This is a genomic window from Nocardia sp. NPDC005978, from assembly GCF_040614455.1.
Classification (GTDB): domain Bacteria; phylum Actinomycetota; class Actinomycetes; order Mycobacteriales; family Mycobacteriaceae; genus Nocardia.
This window is the reverse complement of sequence record NZ_JBEXUS010000075.1, coordinates 1-13666: the sequence shown is the minus strand read 5'-3', so window position 1 is coordinate 13666 and position 13666 is coordinate 1. Positions and strand designations below refer to the sequence as shown.

Here is a 13666-nt window from a genome sequence, read left to right as displayed (position 1 = left end):
TCGATTCAGCTGATGCCGCTTCCTTCCCGACGTATGTACCACTCCGACGTCGACGCCACGACGGATCAACCCGCGCTGCCCGGTGTCGACCGGCCGCACGCGGTGTCCGTCGTCGTGCCGGTGTACCGGGGTGAACACACCATCGGTGCGCTGGTCGCCGAACTGCACGAGTTGACCGTGCCCGGCACCACCCCCAACGGCGTGCCCTTCGTGGTCGACGAGATCATCCTCGTGCACGATCACGGCCCCGATCGCTCCGACGTGGCGATCAAGGAACTGCTGCAGCATCACGCCGAGGTGCGCGCGGTCTGGCTGAGCCGCAATTTCGGGCAGGACGCGGCGACCATCGCCGGCATGTCCACCGCGCGCGGCGACTGGATCGTCACCATGGACGAGGACGGCCAGCACGATCCCGCGGCCATCGGCGCCTTCCTGGACGCCGCGCTCGAACAGCGGGCCGACCTGATCTACTCGAAGCCGTCCAACACGCGCCCGCACGGGTTCCTGCGCAATCTGACCTCGCGCGGCGCGAAACTGGTGCTGGCCACCGTCTTCGCGTTCCCGGACTCCACCCGGTTCGAGAGCTACCGGCTGATCCGGGGCGACATCGGCCGCCAGCTCGCCGAGGTCGCCTCCAACGGCGTCTACCTCGACGTCGCGCTGACCTGGGTGGTAGACACCGTCGCCCAGGTGCCGGTGGCCCTGCGCGCCGAGGGCCGCGAGGAGTCCGGCTACAACTACCGGCGGCTGTTCTCGCTGTTCTGGAAGATGGTGCTGTGCAGCGGAACTCGCGGCCTGCGCCTGGTCAGCCTGCTGGGCATGACACTGGCGCTGGCCGGTGCGGTGATGACCCTGGTCATCGTGTTCGAGTCGCTGACCCGCGACGACTGGGCGCCCGAGGGCTGGACCTCGATGATCGTGGTGCTGCTGTTCTGCTGCGGCGCGATCCTGTTCTCCCTCGGCCTGATCGCCGAATACCTGGGCGTCGCCCTGCACATTCTGGTCGGCAAACCGCTGTATCTGACGGTCGATTCGCCGACCCCGCGCCCGGAGCGGGCCCGCGAGGCCGCCGAGCGGGAGATCGAGCGGGTCGGAAGCTGACCGATCCCTGATCGACGCGCGCGCCGGTCCCCGGGACCGGCCGGCGTCAGGGCATCAGGGCTTCAGCACATAGAGCTTCTCGCGCCCGCCGGCGATCAACGACCGTTCCTCGATGTGCTCGGGATAGCCGCGGAACAGCTCGTCCAGGGTCTCCTCGGTGAATCGGTGCGCGGACGCGCCATCGCCCGGGTCGGTGAACCGGCCGCCGAGCCGGGCCAGCACCTTGTTGCCGCTCGACGTGAGATTCTTGATCGGCTCGGCGATGATCACGCGCTGCCGGGCGGCGGTGAGCATGCGGTCCAGGACCGGTTCGGGCTCGGGCAGGAAGTGGTAGAGGCTCGCCTGCATCAGGACGTAATCGGCGGCGGGCAGCGGCAGCGCCGAGTGCAGGTCCCACACCCGGGCGTCCGCGCCGGCCGCGGTCAGCCCGGCGACGAAGCGCTCGTTGAGGTCCAATCCGGTGTACCGCACGGACTTCGCGCGCAGGTGGCGCGTGTAGAGCGTGGCCGGACCGCAGCAGAGGTCGAGCACCTGAGCGCCCTCGGGTATCAACGCCGCGATGGCTCGATACCGGGCGCCGTAGTGCCGCCCGTACAACCCCCGCATCAGCAATCCGTAGATCGTTTCGTGCCGGTAGATGAAGCTGGTACTCACAAGTTTCCCGAACTGATGGCGGACAACGGCTTCCGTGTCCCAAACTAGCCAACAGTCCGGTTTGTCGCATCCGCTGCGGTCCGGAGCCCGGTGAACTATCGGTGCGAGGTCCCCGCGTCATCGGCGCGGCGGAACGAGATGTGCCGGTGCCCGAAGAAACTGGCGATCGCCACCAGACCCATCACCACCACGGCCGCGGGCTTCTCGGGCGCGTGCAGCACCGTGACCGCCAGCTGCAACAGCAGCAGATTCAGCGCCAGCCCACCGGAATTCACCCCGACGAACGCCAGGAAGTCACGCAGCGCGTGACCCCGGACGCGGAACACCAGCGTGCGATGCAGCACGAACGCCACCACGATGCTCATGGCGTACGCCAGCGCGGGGGCCAGCAGCACCGCGACCGGTTTGGCGACCTCGCCCTCGAGCACCGAGAGCCACAGCACGGTCAGGGCCATGCCGAGCGCGGTGTTGAACCCGCCGACCAGGGCGAAGGCGATCTCCTGCCGCCGCACCAGGCGCAGCAGCAACCCGGGAGCGGCGGGCTCGGCGTCCGGCACGTCCGGGTCCCGGGTCACGACGGCGTCCGGCGAGAAGTCGGCGGTACTCACGACACCGAGCCTGCCAGTTCGCGATCCTTCGTGAACATCGATTCGCCCGCTCCGGCGTCCTCGTCCTCGCGGCGCGAGCGCAGGTGCCACCACTGCAGCGCGATGAGTCCCGCGAGACCGGCCGCGCCGGTGCCCATGCCGATCTTCCAGCCCGGCGGCCGCCAGGTCAGCACCAGCTCGGCGTCCCGCGTGCCGGCCGGAACATCGATGGCGACAAAGGAATTCGCGACCGTGGTGAACGGGATGTCGCGCCCGTTCAGGGTGGCGCGGTAGCCGGGCCAGCCCAGCCGGGCGAACACGACGCGGCCGCCGTTCTCCGAGGTCACCCGGACGCGACCGGTGGTGTCGGTCTCCGAGATCGAGGTGGCGGTGACGCCCTGCGCGTCGGCGACCCGGCCGTTCACCGCCGAGATCGGGCCGTTGTCGCGCTCCAGCACCGAGATCCAGCGCTCGTGCCCGGCGTAGTCGGCCCAGTGCCAGCCCTCGGGGGCGGGCTGATTCCGGGCATCGGGGAACATCGCGCGCTGCAGGATGACCCGGTCCAGCAGCATCAGGTCGACCAGCGTGCGCCCGGTGGTGGGTTCGGGGGCGAACATGCGCCGGTAGGCGTCGGGGCAGACGCTGCCGTCCCAGCGCATGCACAGCAGCTCACCGAAGTAGAAGTGGCCGTTGGGCGTATAGCCCTGCACGTAGTTCAGTTCCAGGTCCTTGGCGTAGTTGCCGAAGACCAGCGAGCCGTACGCGCCGCCGAGGCTGTTCTCGCCCGGCTGGATCAGCCCGCGATCACCCAGCTGGATATTGCGGCCCGCGAAATCGGGGAACGCGGCCTTGGCCTCTTCCCGATTCGCGGGCAGGTTCCACGACATCAGGTTGGGGTGCACGCTGCGCACCTGGAAGTAGGCGATGGGCAGCACGGCGGCGATCGCCAGCAGGCAGGCCGCGGCCGTGCCTCGGGTGCGGCCCAGCCACACCGCGCCGGCGGTCAGCGCGGCGACCACGACGGCGGACAGCACGTGCCAGTTCACATCGCGCGGATCCGCGGAGAAGGTCCGCACGAACAGCAGCAGGATCAGCACGCCCGCGGCCATGCCCCGGGACCGCGCATCGCGCACGGTGCCGAATCGGCCCAGCAGGACGCAGACCAGGATGAGCAGGCCCACGGCCACCATCGGCAGCACCCGGGCGGGCCAGCGCAGCGGGCCGATCGTGCCCGGCCCGGCCGTCCACATGAGCGCCATGATCGCGAACAGCGCGATCGAGACGAACTCCTTCCAGTGCTCGCGCGCGGCCCGCCAGTCCACGAACGCCAGCGCCGGAATCAGGAACCAGGCGATGTAGGTCATCGGCAGCGGCTGCACATAACCCCACCACGAGCTGAACGCCGGAAAGGTGCTGGGCAGACTGGCATTGAGCGATTCGGACCACGGCACCGTCAGGAACTGGTCGTTGTTGATCTGCGCGGTTCCGCGCCAGCTCACCTTGGCCGAGAGCATGCTGGGCAGGAAGGTCAGCAGGCCCGCGAGCCCGGCGCACGCCGCGGCCGCCGCCAGCCGCAGCACCTGCTGCCAGGCGCGGCGCGTCACCAGTTCACCCACCGCGACGGCGCACAGCATGAGCGCCGCCTCGACCGCGGGGAAGATGTACTGCACCGAAATGGCCAGGTAGAGATAGACGAAGACCGGAATCGGCCCGCCCTGCCCGCGTGCGTACCGGACCGAGGCCGCCCACGCGTGCAGCATCCACGCCGTGCCGGTGAGCGCGGTCATCCAGCTGGCGGTGTCGAAGAACAGAAAGAAGCCGGTGAACGGGAAGGCCACGCCCGCGACCGCCGACCATTCGGGGCGCGCGCCGTAGGCCAGGCAGACCCGGTACACGCCGAGGCCCGCGATGATCGAGAAGATCAGCTTCACGATGGTGGCGTAGACCGCGAGGTTCGGCACCGACGGCGCGATCAGATCGATCAGCAGCTGCGGCGGATTGAACAGGCCCGCTTCCTCCATCGTGTAGTTGCCCGACATCCACTGGTCGGGAACCATCACCGGGAAACGGCCCTCGCGCAACGCGTTGCCGATCATCACCCACATCGGCGCGTACTGGGATTCGGTGTCGTCGGTGTAGAAGTGGCGGACGTCCGCCAGCAGGACCGCCGCGTATCCGAGTAGTACCCCGATCGCGGTGACCGCTCCCCATCGGAAGACCACGCGCCGGGTATCGAGACTTCCACTGTCGACCACGAGTTCCAGAGACTACAGGGACCGCGCGGATCGTCGTCGCGACGCCCATACCGCATTCCCCCGGAACAGCGGAGAATCAGCGGATCGGCACCATGTTAGAGTTCGACGGCTCGGGCCCCGCCGTCCGTCGGGGCGTGCCCGCAACCCGGGGCCGCCACCGACCGCCACGAGGGGGACCGACCGCGTGAGTACCGACCGCGTCATCTTCAGCCGTCCGTACCGGGCGAGCGGAGAACTCACCAATCTCGAGGCCGTGCTGGCCTCGGACCACAGCCACGGCGACGGACAGTTCACCGCGGCCGCGAGCGCCAAGCTCCGGTCGATCACCGAAGCGCCGTACGCGCTGCTCACCACCTCGTGCACGCACGCCCTCGAGATGGCCGGACTGCTGCTGGAGCTCGGGCCCGAGGACGAGGTCATCGTCCCCAGCTTCGCGTTCACCTCGACCGCCACCTCCATGGCGCTGCGCGGGGCAACGGTCGTCTTCGCCGACATCGACTCCGCGACCGGCAATCTCGATCCCGAGGCGGTGGCCGCGGTGGTCACCGCGCGCACCAAGGCCGTGGTTGTCATTCACTACGGTGGCGTCGCGGCCGATATGGAGGGGCTGCAAAAGCTCGCCGACACATACGGTTTCGCGATCATCGAGGACAACGCGCACGGCCTGGGCGGGCGCTGGCGGGGCCGGGCGCTGGGCAGCATCGGCACCGTGGGCGCGCTGAGCTTCCACGACACCAAGAACGTGCACTGCGGCGAGGGCGGCGCGCTGCTGCTCACCGACGAGATCCTGATGGCGCGGGCGGAGATCATCCGCGAGAAGGGCACCGACCGGGCGCGGTTCCTGCGCGGCGCGGTCGACAAGTACTCGTGGCAGGACATCGGATCCAGTTATCTGCCCAGCGAATTGAACGCGGCGGTGCTGGACGCGCAGCTGGCCGAGTTCGAGACCATCCAGGCCAACCGGCATCGGGTGTGGGACGCGTACGCGGCGGCGCTGCCGGAGTGGGCGGCGCGCAACGACGTGCGGCTGATGAGCGTGCCGCAGGACCGCGAGCACACCGCGCACCTGTACTACCTGCGGGTGCCCACCGAGGACCGCCGCGACGACCTCATCAAACATCTCGGTTCACTGGGCATCTCGGCCCCGTTCCACTACGTTCCGCTGGACTCCAGCCCGGCCGGCCTCAAGCTCGGCCGCACCCCGGTGCCGTGCGTGCGCAGCGCCGAGTTCTCCGGGACCGTGGTGCGCCTGCCGCTGTGGCCGGGCCTGTCGGCCGAGCAGATCGAGCGCGTGCTCGACGGGGTCACGAGCTTCACCGTCTAGCCGGGTGGCGCGACCACCGGGCAAACCGGTGGATTCCGATGCCGGGCAGAGGAAGTCTCACCCGAGTCCGCCGTTCGCCGCTCAGAGCGCGGCCGGATCGAGGTGTGCGAACCCGCGTCCGCCCGGACGCTCGGACGCGCGGTTAGGCGCGCCGGGCGATCAGCAGGTGGCCGTTGATCGGCTTGCGCTGCACGGTCCGGTGTTCCACCCGCAGCCCGGCGGCCTCGAGCACGGCGACGATCTCGGCCACCGGGCGCAGCCGGAACCCGTACCGGGTGAACGGCATTCGCGCCATGTCGTCGGGATCGCCGATGCCGATCACCGCGCGCCCCTCAGGGCTCAGGACCCGCGCGAACTCGGCGGCCACCCGATCCAGCTCGGGAACGAAGTACACGGTGTTCACGGTGATCACCGCGTCGAGCATGCCGGCTCGGACCGGCAGCGCTGTCAGCGATCCCGCCGCGATGCGCAGCGTGCCGGCCGCGATCTCCTTCGCGAACCGCGCCCGCCCGCGCGCGGCCATGTCGCCGGAGACCTCGATCCCGAACACCAGCCCCCGCGCGCCCACCCGTTCCCCGAGCAGCGTCAGCCCCACCCCGCCCCCGAACCCGATGTCGGCCGCGGTCTCCCCCGCCCCCGGGTCCGCCGCACTCACCGCCTCGTCGATGAGCACCCGATTGGCCCGGTTCAACACGACGGCGGTCCCCCGCCCCAGCACCCCGCGCGGATAACCGAGCTGACCGGCGACCGTGGACATCACACGCGCGACAAGGGGATTCACCCCTCGCATGCTACCGCCGGGAACCGGCCCGGCAGGCCCGTGCGGGGCACGCGATGCCGACGCCGCCCACCGCCCGTCAGATGCCCAGGCGCTCGGCCAGCTCGGGGGTGAGCACCTCGTACTGCTCGGATTCGCGGTTGTACCACCAGGTTCGGTCGCCGGCGACCGGGCGGCCCGCGGCCTGCACCGCGCGGGTGGAGGGGCGGAACGTGGAGCTGCGGGGAATGTCGTCCACGACGTAGATCAGGTCGGGGCGCTGGTCGGGGGCCAGGGCGCGCAGCGCCTCGGTGACGTCGGCGGGCCCGAGGCGGTGGCCCGCGCGCACGCTGACCGCGGCGACCGCCAGGGTGCGATCGGCGGCGGGCAGGCGGTAGGCCACCTCCATGTCCACCGCGGTGATGTCGTTTAGGACATCGACGATGGGCTGGGTGAAGACCGGGCCGCGCGGGGTCCGGATCACGGTGTCCACGCGATCCATCAGCCAGTAGTCACCGTCGCTGTCGCGGCGGAAGAGGTTCTCGGTCGGCATCCAGGAGTCACCGGGGGCGAAGACACCCCGCAGCCCGCCCGCGGACAGGTCCACGCTGTCCGAGGCGGTGCCGATGAGCAGGCCCACCTCGTTGTCGGCGCAGCGCCGGGCGAAACCCGCGCCGTCGACCAGGATCTGCTCGACCTCGGGGTCGTAGCCGATGAGCTCGACCTTGGCGGTGCCGGGCACCGGCCGGCCCTTGCTGCCGACCTTGGCGCCGGACACGTTGGCCAGCACCACATCACCCTCGATGGAAGCGTAGAACTCGAGCACCCGCGCCGGGGCGAAGCGGTCCTGGGTGCGCCGCCACAGTCCGGCGGGCATGCCCGAGCCGATGAACAGCCGGATCGGATGCGCGTGCCCCTTGACGAAGGTGTCCGCGTCCAGGATGTCGCGCAGCATGGTCCAGGTGTAGGTCACCACCGTGACCCCGTACCGGTGCACCTCCGCGGCGAACTGCGCCGGATCCAGCGAACGGGCCAGCGCGATCCGGCTGCCGCCGGCCACCGCGCCACCCAGGCTCACCAGTAAACCGGACGAATGATGCAGCGGCGCAAGGCAGTAGACGGTGTCCTTGCGATCCAGATCCGCCGCCGAGGCGGTGCCGAACGCCGAGAGCGCCCAGCGGTGATTGGTGACGTACTTGATGTCGAAGCGGTCGCCGGTGCCGGTGACCAGGATGAACGCCAGCTCGCGCGCCAGGCCGGGATTGGGCCGGTACCACGCGGGCAGGGTCACCCGGGCGGGGTCGATCTGCTCGAGATCGACGACCTCGCACCCGTCCGGGATATCCAGCTTGCGGGCGTCGCCGCCGCCGAGCACCAGCACCCGGATCCCGGTGCCCGCCGCGGCGTGCAGGTTCTCCGGATCGGTGATGAGCAGTCGCGCGCCGGTCAGTTCCGCGACCTTGGCCAGTTCGCTGCCCGGGGCCAGCAGCACCGCGACCGCGCCGATGCGCGAGAGCGCGGCGATGGCGACCATCGCACTGGGCCGGGTCTCCATGACCACGCCGACCCGGGTGGCCGGGCGCACGCCGACCGAGAGCAGGCCGCGCACGACGTTGTCGATGCGGGTATTGACCGCGCGATGGGTGTGCACGCGATCCTCGAACAGGAACGCCTCGCGATCGGGCCCGCGGCGAGCCTGTTCGGCGAGCAGGCGGCCCAGCGAGACGCGGGTGTGCGGCTGGATCATGCCGAGCCGGGTCAGGCGCGGCAGTGCACGCGCGGCCTCGCCGCCGAGTTCCACGGTGCCGCGCAGGGTCTGCCCGGCCACGCCCTCGATGGCTCGGCCGAGTCCGGCGCCGGCCTCGGCCAGGGTGCCGACCGCGTGCACCACGCGGGTGAGCCCGGTACGCGGCCCGTTGCGCCCGACCTCCTGGCTCATGTGGTCGATCTGGGCGGGCAGTTCGCCGCGCCCGCTGAGCCAGTTCACCCAGTCACGAACCAGCGGCCAGGTGTTGCGGGTGGCGGTGGACCCCGACACCAGGCCGAAATGCCCGGCCACGACGCTGGCTTCGTACACGTCGGCATTGGGCGCGGCCCGCACGATGCCGCGCACCGCGGCGGGCTGGCCGATGTCGTCGACCTCGCCGACGAAGGCCAGGATCGGGCTCGCGATGTCCGCGAAGGAGATGGGCTGATCGCGAATGACGAAGCCGCCCAGCATCATTCGATTGTGCTTGACGAACTGCTGCAGGAGGTCGGTGAGTGCGGGCCCCGGGTATCCGAGCCAGCCGTCGGTCTCGAGGAACCGGCGCTGGCGCTCCTTGGGCAGCAGCGCCTCGCGGTCGTGCAGCTGGCGCAGGAAGTCCAGCCGCGCCTTGGCGGTCTTGACCGGGTCCAGGGCCTGAAAGCCCAGGCGCACCATGGAATCGGTGATCGGCAGCCGGTTCAGCACGTGATCGGTCAGGAAGTCGGCCGCGTCGGAGGCGAGTCCGTGCGGGATGCCGAACGGCATGCCCGCGACGGCGTCCACCGGGCTGCCGAAGGTGACGATGGACTCCACGCCCTTGCCGTGCCGGTAGGCCGCGGTCTGGTAGGCGAACATGCCGCCCTGCGAGTAGCCCATGAGATGCACGCTGCGCCCGGTCAATTCGGTGACCGTGTCGATGACGCTGCCGATGGCGAGCACGTGGTCGGCGAGGTCGCGGTCCCAGCCGCCCTCCTCGGTGGTCGGAGAACCGAAATCGACCACCCAGCAATCGATTCCGCCCTGATGCAGAATGCCCACCGCGCCGTCCGCGCCGTTCACGTCCCAGATCTCGGCTGTCACCATGAGCGGGGGCACGAGCACCACCACGGGCCGCTCGGCGCCGACATCGTCCGGGAAGTAGTGCCGCAGCCGGTACATGCGCTTGCGCTCGACGATCTCGTACGGCGACGACTCGATGTCGTGAACCAGTCCCCCGAACCGGATCACCTCGAGCCCGTTCTGGGCGGTCGCCATCAGGCGCTGCATCGGCCCGACAACGGACTTCGTACTGAATTTCACGGCTTCGCTCCCAGACCCATCCTGCTTGTGACCTGCGTTATCCGCCCCAACGCGTCCAGATGAGCTTGCCATAGAGCCACCCTATCGCGTGGCGGCTGTGACCAGCACCATGCGGGCTACCAATACCGACCGATCGCTATTTAGCCGCAGAGCAATCTTTCAGCGAGATCCTGTAAACCTGCGAATACACCCATCCGCGAACAAGTTCACCCGGTCACGCTGCGGGTCGCGGGCACGACACGCCGAATAGCGCAATGTAGCTGCGAGTCCGCGAAGCCCGGACACGCCGGTGATAGCAATGCGCCAGTCATCATGTTTATGCGTTTGCCTGCGCGTGCCGAACCTCGCGATCTACCATCGGTATCGCTGGAACGCACTGTCTCGCTTGTCATTTCATCCCCATGTCTAATTTCAGCAGGCCCTTATCGGACCTGCCGTTTCGCCGTGGACTCCAACGCTCGCGTGCCGTCCCCGGTGGCCCTTCGAGGTGAGGACCGCAGCATGACCATCGAATTGCCCATTCACGCCGAAACCAATGGCCAGCGCAAAACTCTCAGCACCACTGCCGCCCACCAGCTGGCGCACACCACCAAATCCGAACCGCAAATGCAGGGCATCAGTTCGCGCTGGTTGACCCGCAGCCTGCCGTGGGTGCAGGTAAAGGGTGGCGTCTACCGCGTGAACCGCCGGCTCACCCACACCGTGGGCAACGGCGAGGTGGAATTCATCATCAACGGCCCGAACGCCCGGGTCATCCCGGCCGAATTGCAGGAACTGCCGCAGCTGCGCGGCTTCGACGACGAAGAGGCGCTGGCCGCCATCGCCGCGCGTTTCGAACAGCGCGATCTGGCGCCCGGCACGGTCGTGGCCGAATTCGGCAATCCGATGGATCAGGTCATGCTGATCGTCCACGGCAAGCTCACCAAGCTCGGCACCGGCGAATACGGCGAGGTCACCAAGCTCGGCATGCTCGCCGGCGGCGACTATTTCGGCGACGAGATGCTGGTCGAGCCCTCGGGCATCTGGCCGGTGACCGTCAAGACCGTCACGCCCTGCACCGTGCTGGTGCTGCCGCGCGCCGGGCTCGGCGAACTCAGCGAGAACATCCCCGCGCTCGCGGACCACCTGTCCGCGGTCGCCTCCGCGCCGCCCAAGTCGCAGAACAAGTACGGCGAGGCCGAAATCGTGGTCTCCTCCGGCCATTCCGGGGAACCGCTGCTCGACGGCACCTTCGTCGACTACGACTCGCAGCCCCGCGAATACGAGCTCAGCCTGGCGCAGAGCGTGCTGCGCGTGCACAGTCGCGTCGCGGACCTGTTCAACGACCCGATGGATCAGGTCGAACAGCAGCTGCGCCTGACCATCGAGGCCATGTACGAGCGCCGCGAATACGACCTGGTCAACAACCCGGACTACGGCCTGATCAACAACTGCGATCTCAAGCAGCGGATCTACACCGAGTCCGGCCCGCCGACCCCGGACGACATGGACGAGCTGCTCAGCATGCGGCGCAGCACCACGTTCTTCCTCGCGCATCCCAAGGCCATCGCGGCATTCGGGCGCGAATGCTCCAAGCGCGGGCTGTACCCGGACCCGGTCGACATCGACGGCCGCCGCGTGCCCGCCTGGCGCGGGGTGCCGATCTTCCCCTGCGGCAAGATCCCGGTGAACGACACCCAGACCACCTCGATCATGGCCATGCGCGTCGGCGAGAAGGAGCAGGGCGTGATCGGCCTGCACCAGATCGGCATTCCGGACGAGTACGAGCCCAGCCTGAACGTGCGGTTCAAGGGCATCGACGATCAGTCGATCATCTCGTACCTGGTGAGCTGCTACTACTCGGCGGCGGTCCTGGTGCCCGACGCACTCGGCATTCTCGACAACGTGCTGGTGGCCCGCCAGTCGGACTGACGCCACCCGGCGGTGGAACGACCGGACGCGACGGTCCTCGGAACGGCTACTCGGGCCCATGGGGTTGGGATCCGCGAGCCCGCACACCGACCCACCCGCACCCGACCGTCGCACGATCCCCACCGCCGGCGCACGACCCCCGTGAGACCGCCCCGGACGGCCGCTGTTCCACTGCCGCAGCCGTTCCCGGGGCGGGTCCGGCGCGCGCCCCCACCCCGGGCGCCCCGCCCCCGCTGCCGACCGGCGCGCCATCCATACCGCCGGCCCGGCGCGATAACCCCCGCGATAACCCCTTGAGCACCAAGACTTTCCGACTCGGTGAGGCTGCCGAGCGTTCCTGATCTCGGAGACCGGATCCCGTTCTCCTACCGCACATCAGTGATCGAGAGGATGATCTGCCATGACCATGATCGACCCCCAGCCCGAAGGCGTCCTGCGCACCGAATACCAGAAGTCGGTCGCCGCGTACTGGAACAACAATCCCAACGACGATCGGGTCAACACCAAGCTCGGCGAGGTGGACGGGCTCTACCACCACCACTACGGCATCGGCGAGCCCGATCTCTCGGTCCTGGAGGGCCCGGAGGACACCCGGCAGGAGCGTCTGGTCAAGGAGCTGCACCGGCTCGAGACCGCGCAGGCGGACACGCTGCTGGATCAGCTCGGCGACGTCCGGCCGGGCGATCGGCTGATGGACGGCGGATCCGGGCGCGGCGGCACCAGCTTCATGGCCAATCAGCGTTTCGGCTGCAGCGTGGACGGCGTCACCATCTCCGAGTACCAGGCCGGCTTCGCCAACGACCAGGCCAGGGAGCGCGGGGTCACCGACAAGGTGAACTTCCACTTCAAGAACATGCTGGACACCGGTTTCGAGACCGGCTCGCGGCGCGGCATCTGGACCAACGAAACCACCATGTACGTCGACCTTTTCGAGCTCTTCGCCGAATTCTCGCGGCTGCTCGAGCCGGGCGGCCGGTACGTGTGCATCACCGGCTGCTCCAACGACGTCTTCGGCGCCCGCTCGGCGTCGGTGAGCTGGATCGACGCGCACTACGGCTGCAACATCCACCCGCGCAGCACGTATTTCAAGGCGCTCGCGGCCAATAACCTGGTCCCGGTGGCGGTTACCGATCTGACCCCGGCGACCATCCCGTACTGGGAGCTGCGCACCCATTCCGAGCTGGCCACCGGCGTGGAGAAGCCCTTCCTGACCTCGTACAAGGAGGGCAGCTTCCAGTACCTGATGATCACCGCCGATAAGGTGGGTAGGTGACCGGCTATCTCGACACTTCCGACGCCACCCCGGCGGTCGATCGTGAATCCCTGCTCGTCGAGCTCGTGGACGAGCAGGGCCGGGCGGCGGGGTCGCTGCCGGTAGCGGCGGCCCATACCGCGCCCGGGCGCCTGCACCGCGCCTTCTCGGTCCTGCTCTTCGACGCCGAAGGGCAGGTGCTGCTGCAGCAGCGGGCCGGGGTCAAGACCCGCTTCCCGCGGCTGTGGACCAACACCTGTTGCGGGCATCCCATGCCCGGGCAGCCGGTCATCGAGGCGGCCGCGGTGCGCCTCGACGAGGAAATGGGCATGGCGGCGCGACTGACCGAGGTCGGAGCCTTCGTCTATCAGGCGGCGGATCCGGCCACCGGCCGAGTCGAGTACGAGTTCGACCACGTCCTCATCGGCTGGGGTGAGGACGGCGCGCCCCGCCCGAACCCGGAGGAGGTCGACGACTTCGCCTGGGTCGGCATCGGCGAACTGCGGTCGAACATGTCGGTGGTGCCGACCGGGTACACGCCGTGGCTGCCGCAGGTGCTCGCGCTCGCCGAACGGGCGTGGCACGCCGGTTCCCGCCCGGACGCTCGCGGCCGCTAGGCGTCGAGCAGCCAGTCGTTGGGCGTGAACAGTTCGAAATGCACACGGTCACTCGGGATTCCGAGAGTGCCAGTACGGCCAGGCGTGGGTGCCTGCCCGGAACACGGTGGTGGCCGGAATGCCCAGTGCGGCAAGGCGGCCGGTGAGCGAGAGGGTGCAGTC

10 protein-coding genes are annotated in these 13666 nt (G+C 69.2%); 5 read left to right on the top strand and 5 right to left on the bottom strand.

Features of this window, described 5'->3' with window-relative positions:
- Nucleotides 1-12: 12 nt before the first annotated feature.
- Nucleotides 13-1101: a glycosyltransferase family 2 protein gene (locus tag ABZ319_RS27830; protein WP_354989449.1), complete on the top strand. Its 1089-nt coding sequence runs from the start codon at nt 13-15 to the stop codon at nt 1099-1101.
- A gap of 54 nt (nt 1102-1155) precedes the next feature.
- On the opposite strand, the gene ABZ319_RS27825 is transcribed toward ABZ319_RS27830, so the two are convergent.
- The 3 genes from ABZ319_RS27825 to ABZ319_RS27815 form a co-directional block, all read right to left on the bottom strand.
- Complete coding sequence (locus tag ABZ319_RS27825) at nt 1156-1755, bottom strand: methionine biosynthesis protein MetW (RefSeq protein WP_354989448.1); 600 nt, start codon at nt 1753-1755, stop codon at nt 1156-1158.
- 95 nt (nt 1756-1850) lie between these two features.
- Complete coding sequence (locus ABZ319_RS27820) at nt 1851-2312, bottom strand: GtrA family protein (RefSeq protein WP_354989471.1); 462 nt, start codon at nt 2310-2312, stop codon at nt 1851-1853.
- Nucleotides 2313-2359: 47 nt separating this feature from the next.
- Complete coding sequence (locus ABZ319_RS27815) at nt 2360-4597, bottom strand: hypothetical protein (protein WP_354989447.1); 2238 nt, start codon at nt 4595-4597, stop codon at nt 2360-2362.
- A 184-nt stretch (nt 4598-4781) separates the two neighbouring features.
- On the opposite strand from ABZ319_RS27815, the gene rffA reads away from it, so the two are divergent.
- Nucleotides 4782-5921, top strand: coding sequence for a dTDP-4-amino-4,6-dideoxygalactose transaminase (gene rffA, locus ABZ319_RS27810; protein ID WP_354989446.1), 1140 nt, complete (start codon nt 4782-4784; stop codon nt 5919-5921).
- 142 nt (nt 5922-6063) lie between these two features.
- Here rffA and ABZ319_RS27805 read toward each other — a convergent pair whose 3' ends face one another.
- Both ABZ319_RS27805 and ABZ319_RS27800 read right to left on the bottom strand, forming a co-directional pair.
- A complete protein-coding gene (locus ABZ319_RS27805; protein ID WP_354989445.1) occupies nt 6064-6711 on the bottom strand; it encodes a methyltransferase domain-containing protein in 648 nt (215 codons plus the stop codon).
- A 67-nt stretch (nt 6712-6778) separates the two neighbouring features.
- A complete protein-coding gene (locus ABZ319_RS27800; protein ID WP_354989444.1) occupies nt 6779-9724 on the bottom strand; it encodes an AMP-binding protein in 2946 nt (981 codons plus the stop codon).
- A gap of 501 nt (nt 9725-10225) precedes the next feature.
- Between ABZ319_RS27800 and ABZ319_RS27795 the strand changes: the two genes are divergently transcribed.
- The 3 genes from ABZ319_RS27795 (at nt 10226) to idi (ending at nt 13504) form a co-directional block, all read left to right on the top strand.
- Nucleotides 10226-11635 carry a family 2B encapsulin nanocompartment shell protein gene (locus ABZ319_RS27795; protein WP_354989443.1) on the top strand — a complete coding sequence of 470 codons (1410 nt, stop codon included), beginning with the start codon at nt 10226-10228 and terminating at the stop codon, nt 11633-11635.
- Between the two features lie 400 nt (nt 11636-12035).
- Nucleotides 12036-12908, top strand: a complete 873-nt coding sequence (locus ABZ319_RS27790) for a geranyl diphosphate 2-C-methyltransferase (RefSeq protein ID WP_354989442.1) — start codon at nt 12036-12038, stop codon at nt 12906-12908.
- Nucleotides 12905-13504, top strand: coding sequence for an isopentenyl-diphosphate Delta-isomerase (gene idi / locus ABZ319_RS27785; RefSeq protein ID WP_354989441.1), 600 nt, complete (start codon nt 12905-12907; stop codon nt 13502-13504). The genes ABZ319_RS27790 and idi overlap by 4 nt, the downstream gene beginning before the upstream one ends.
- Nucleotides 13505-13666: the final 162 nt, after the last annotated feature.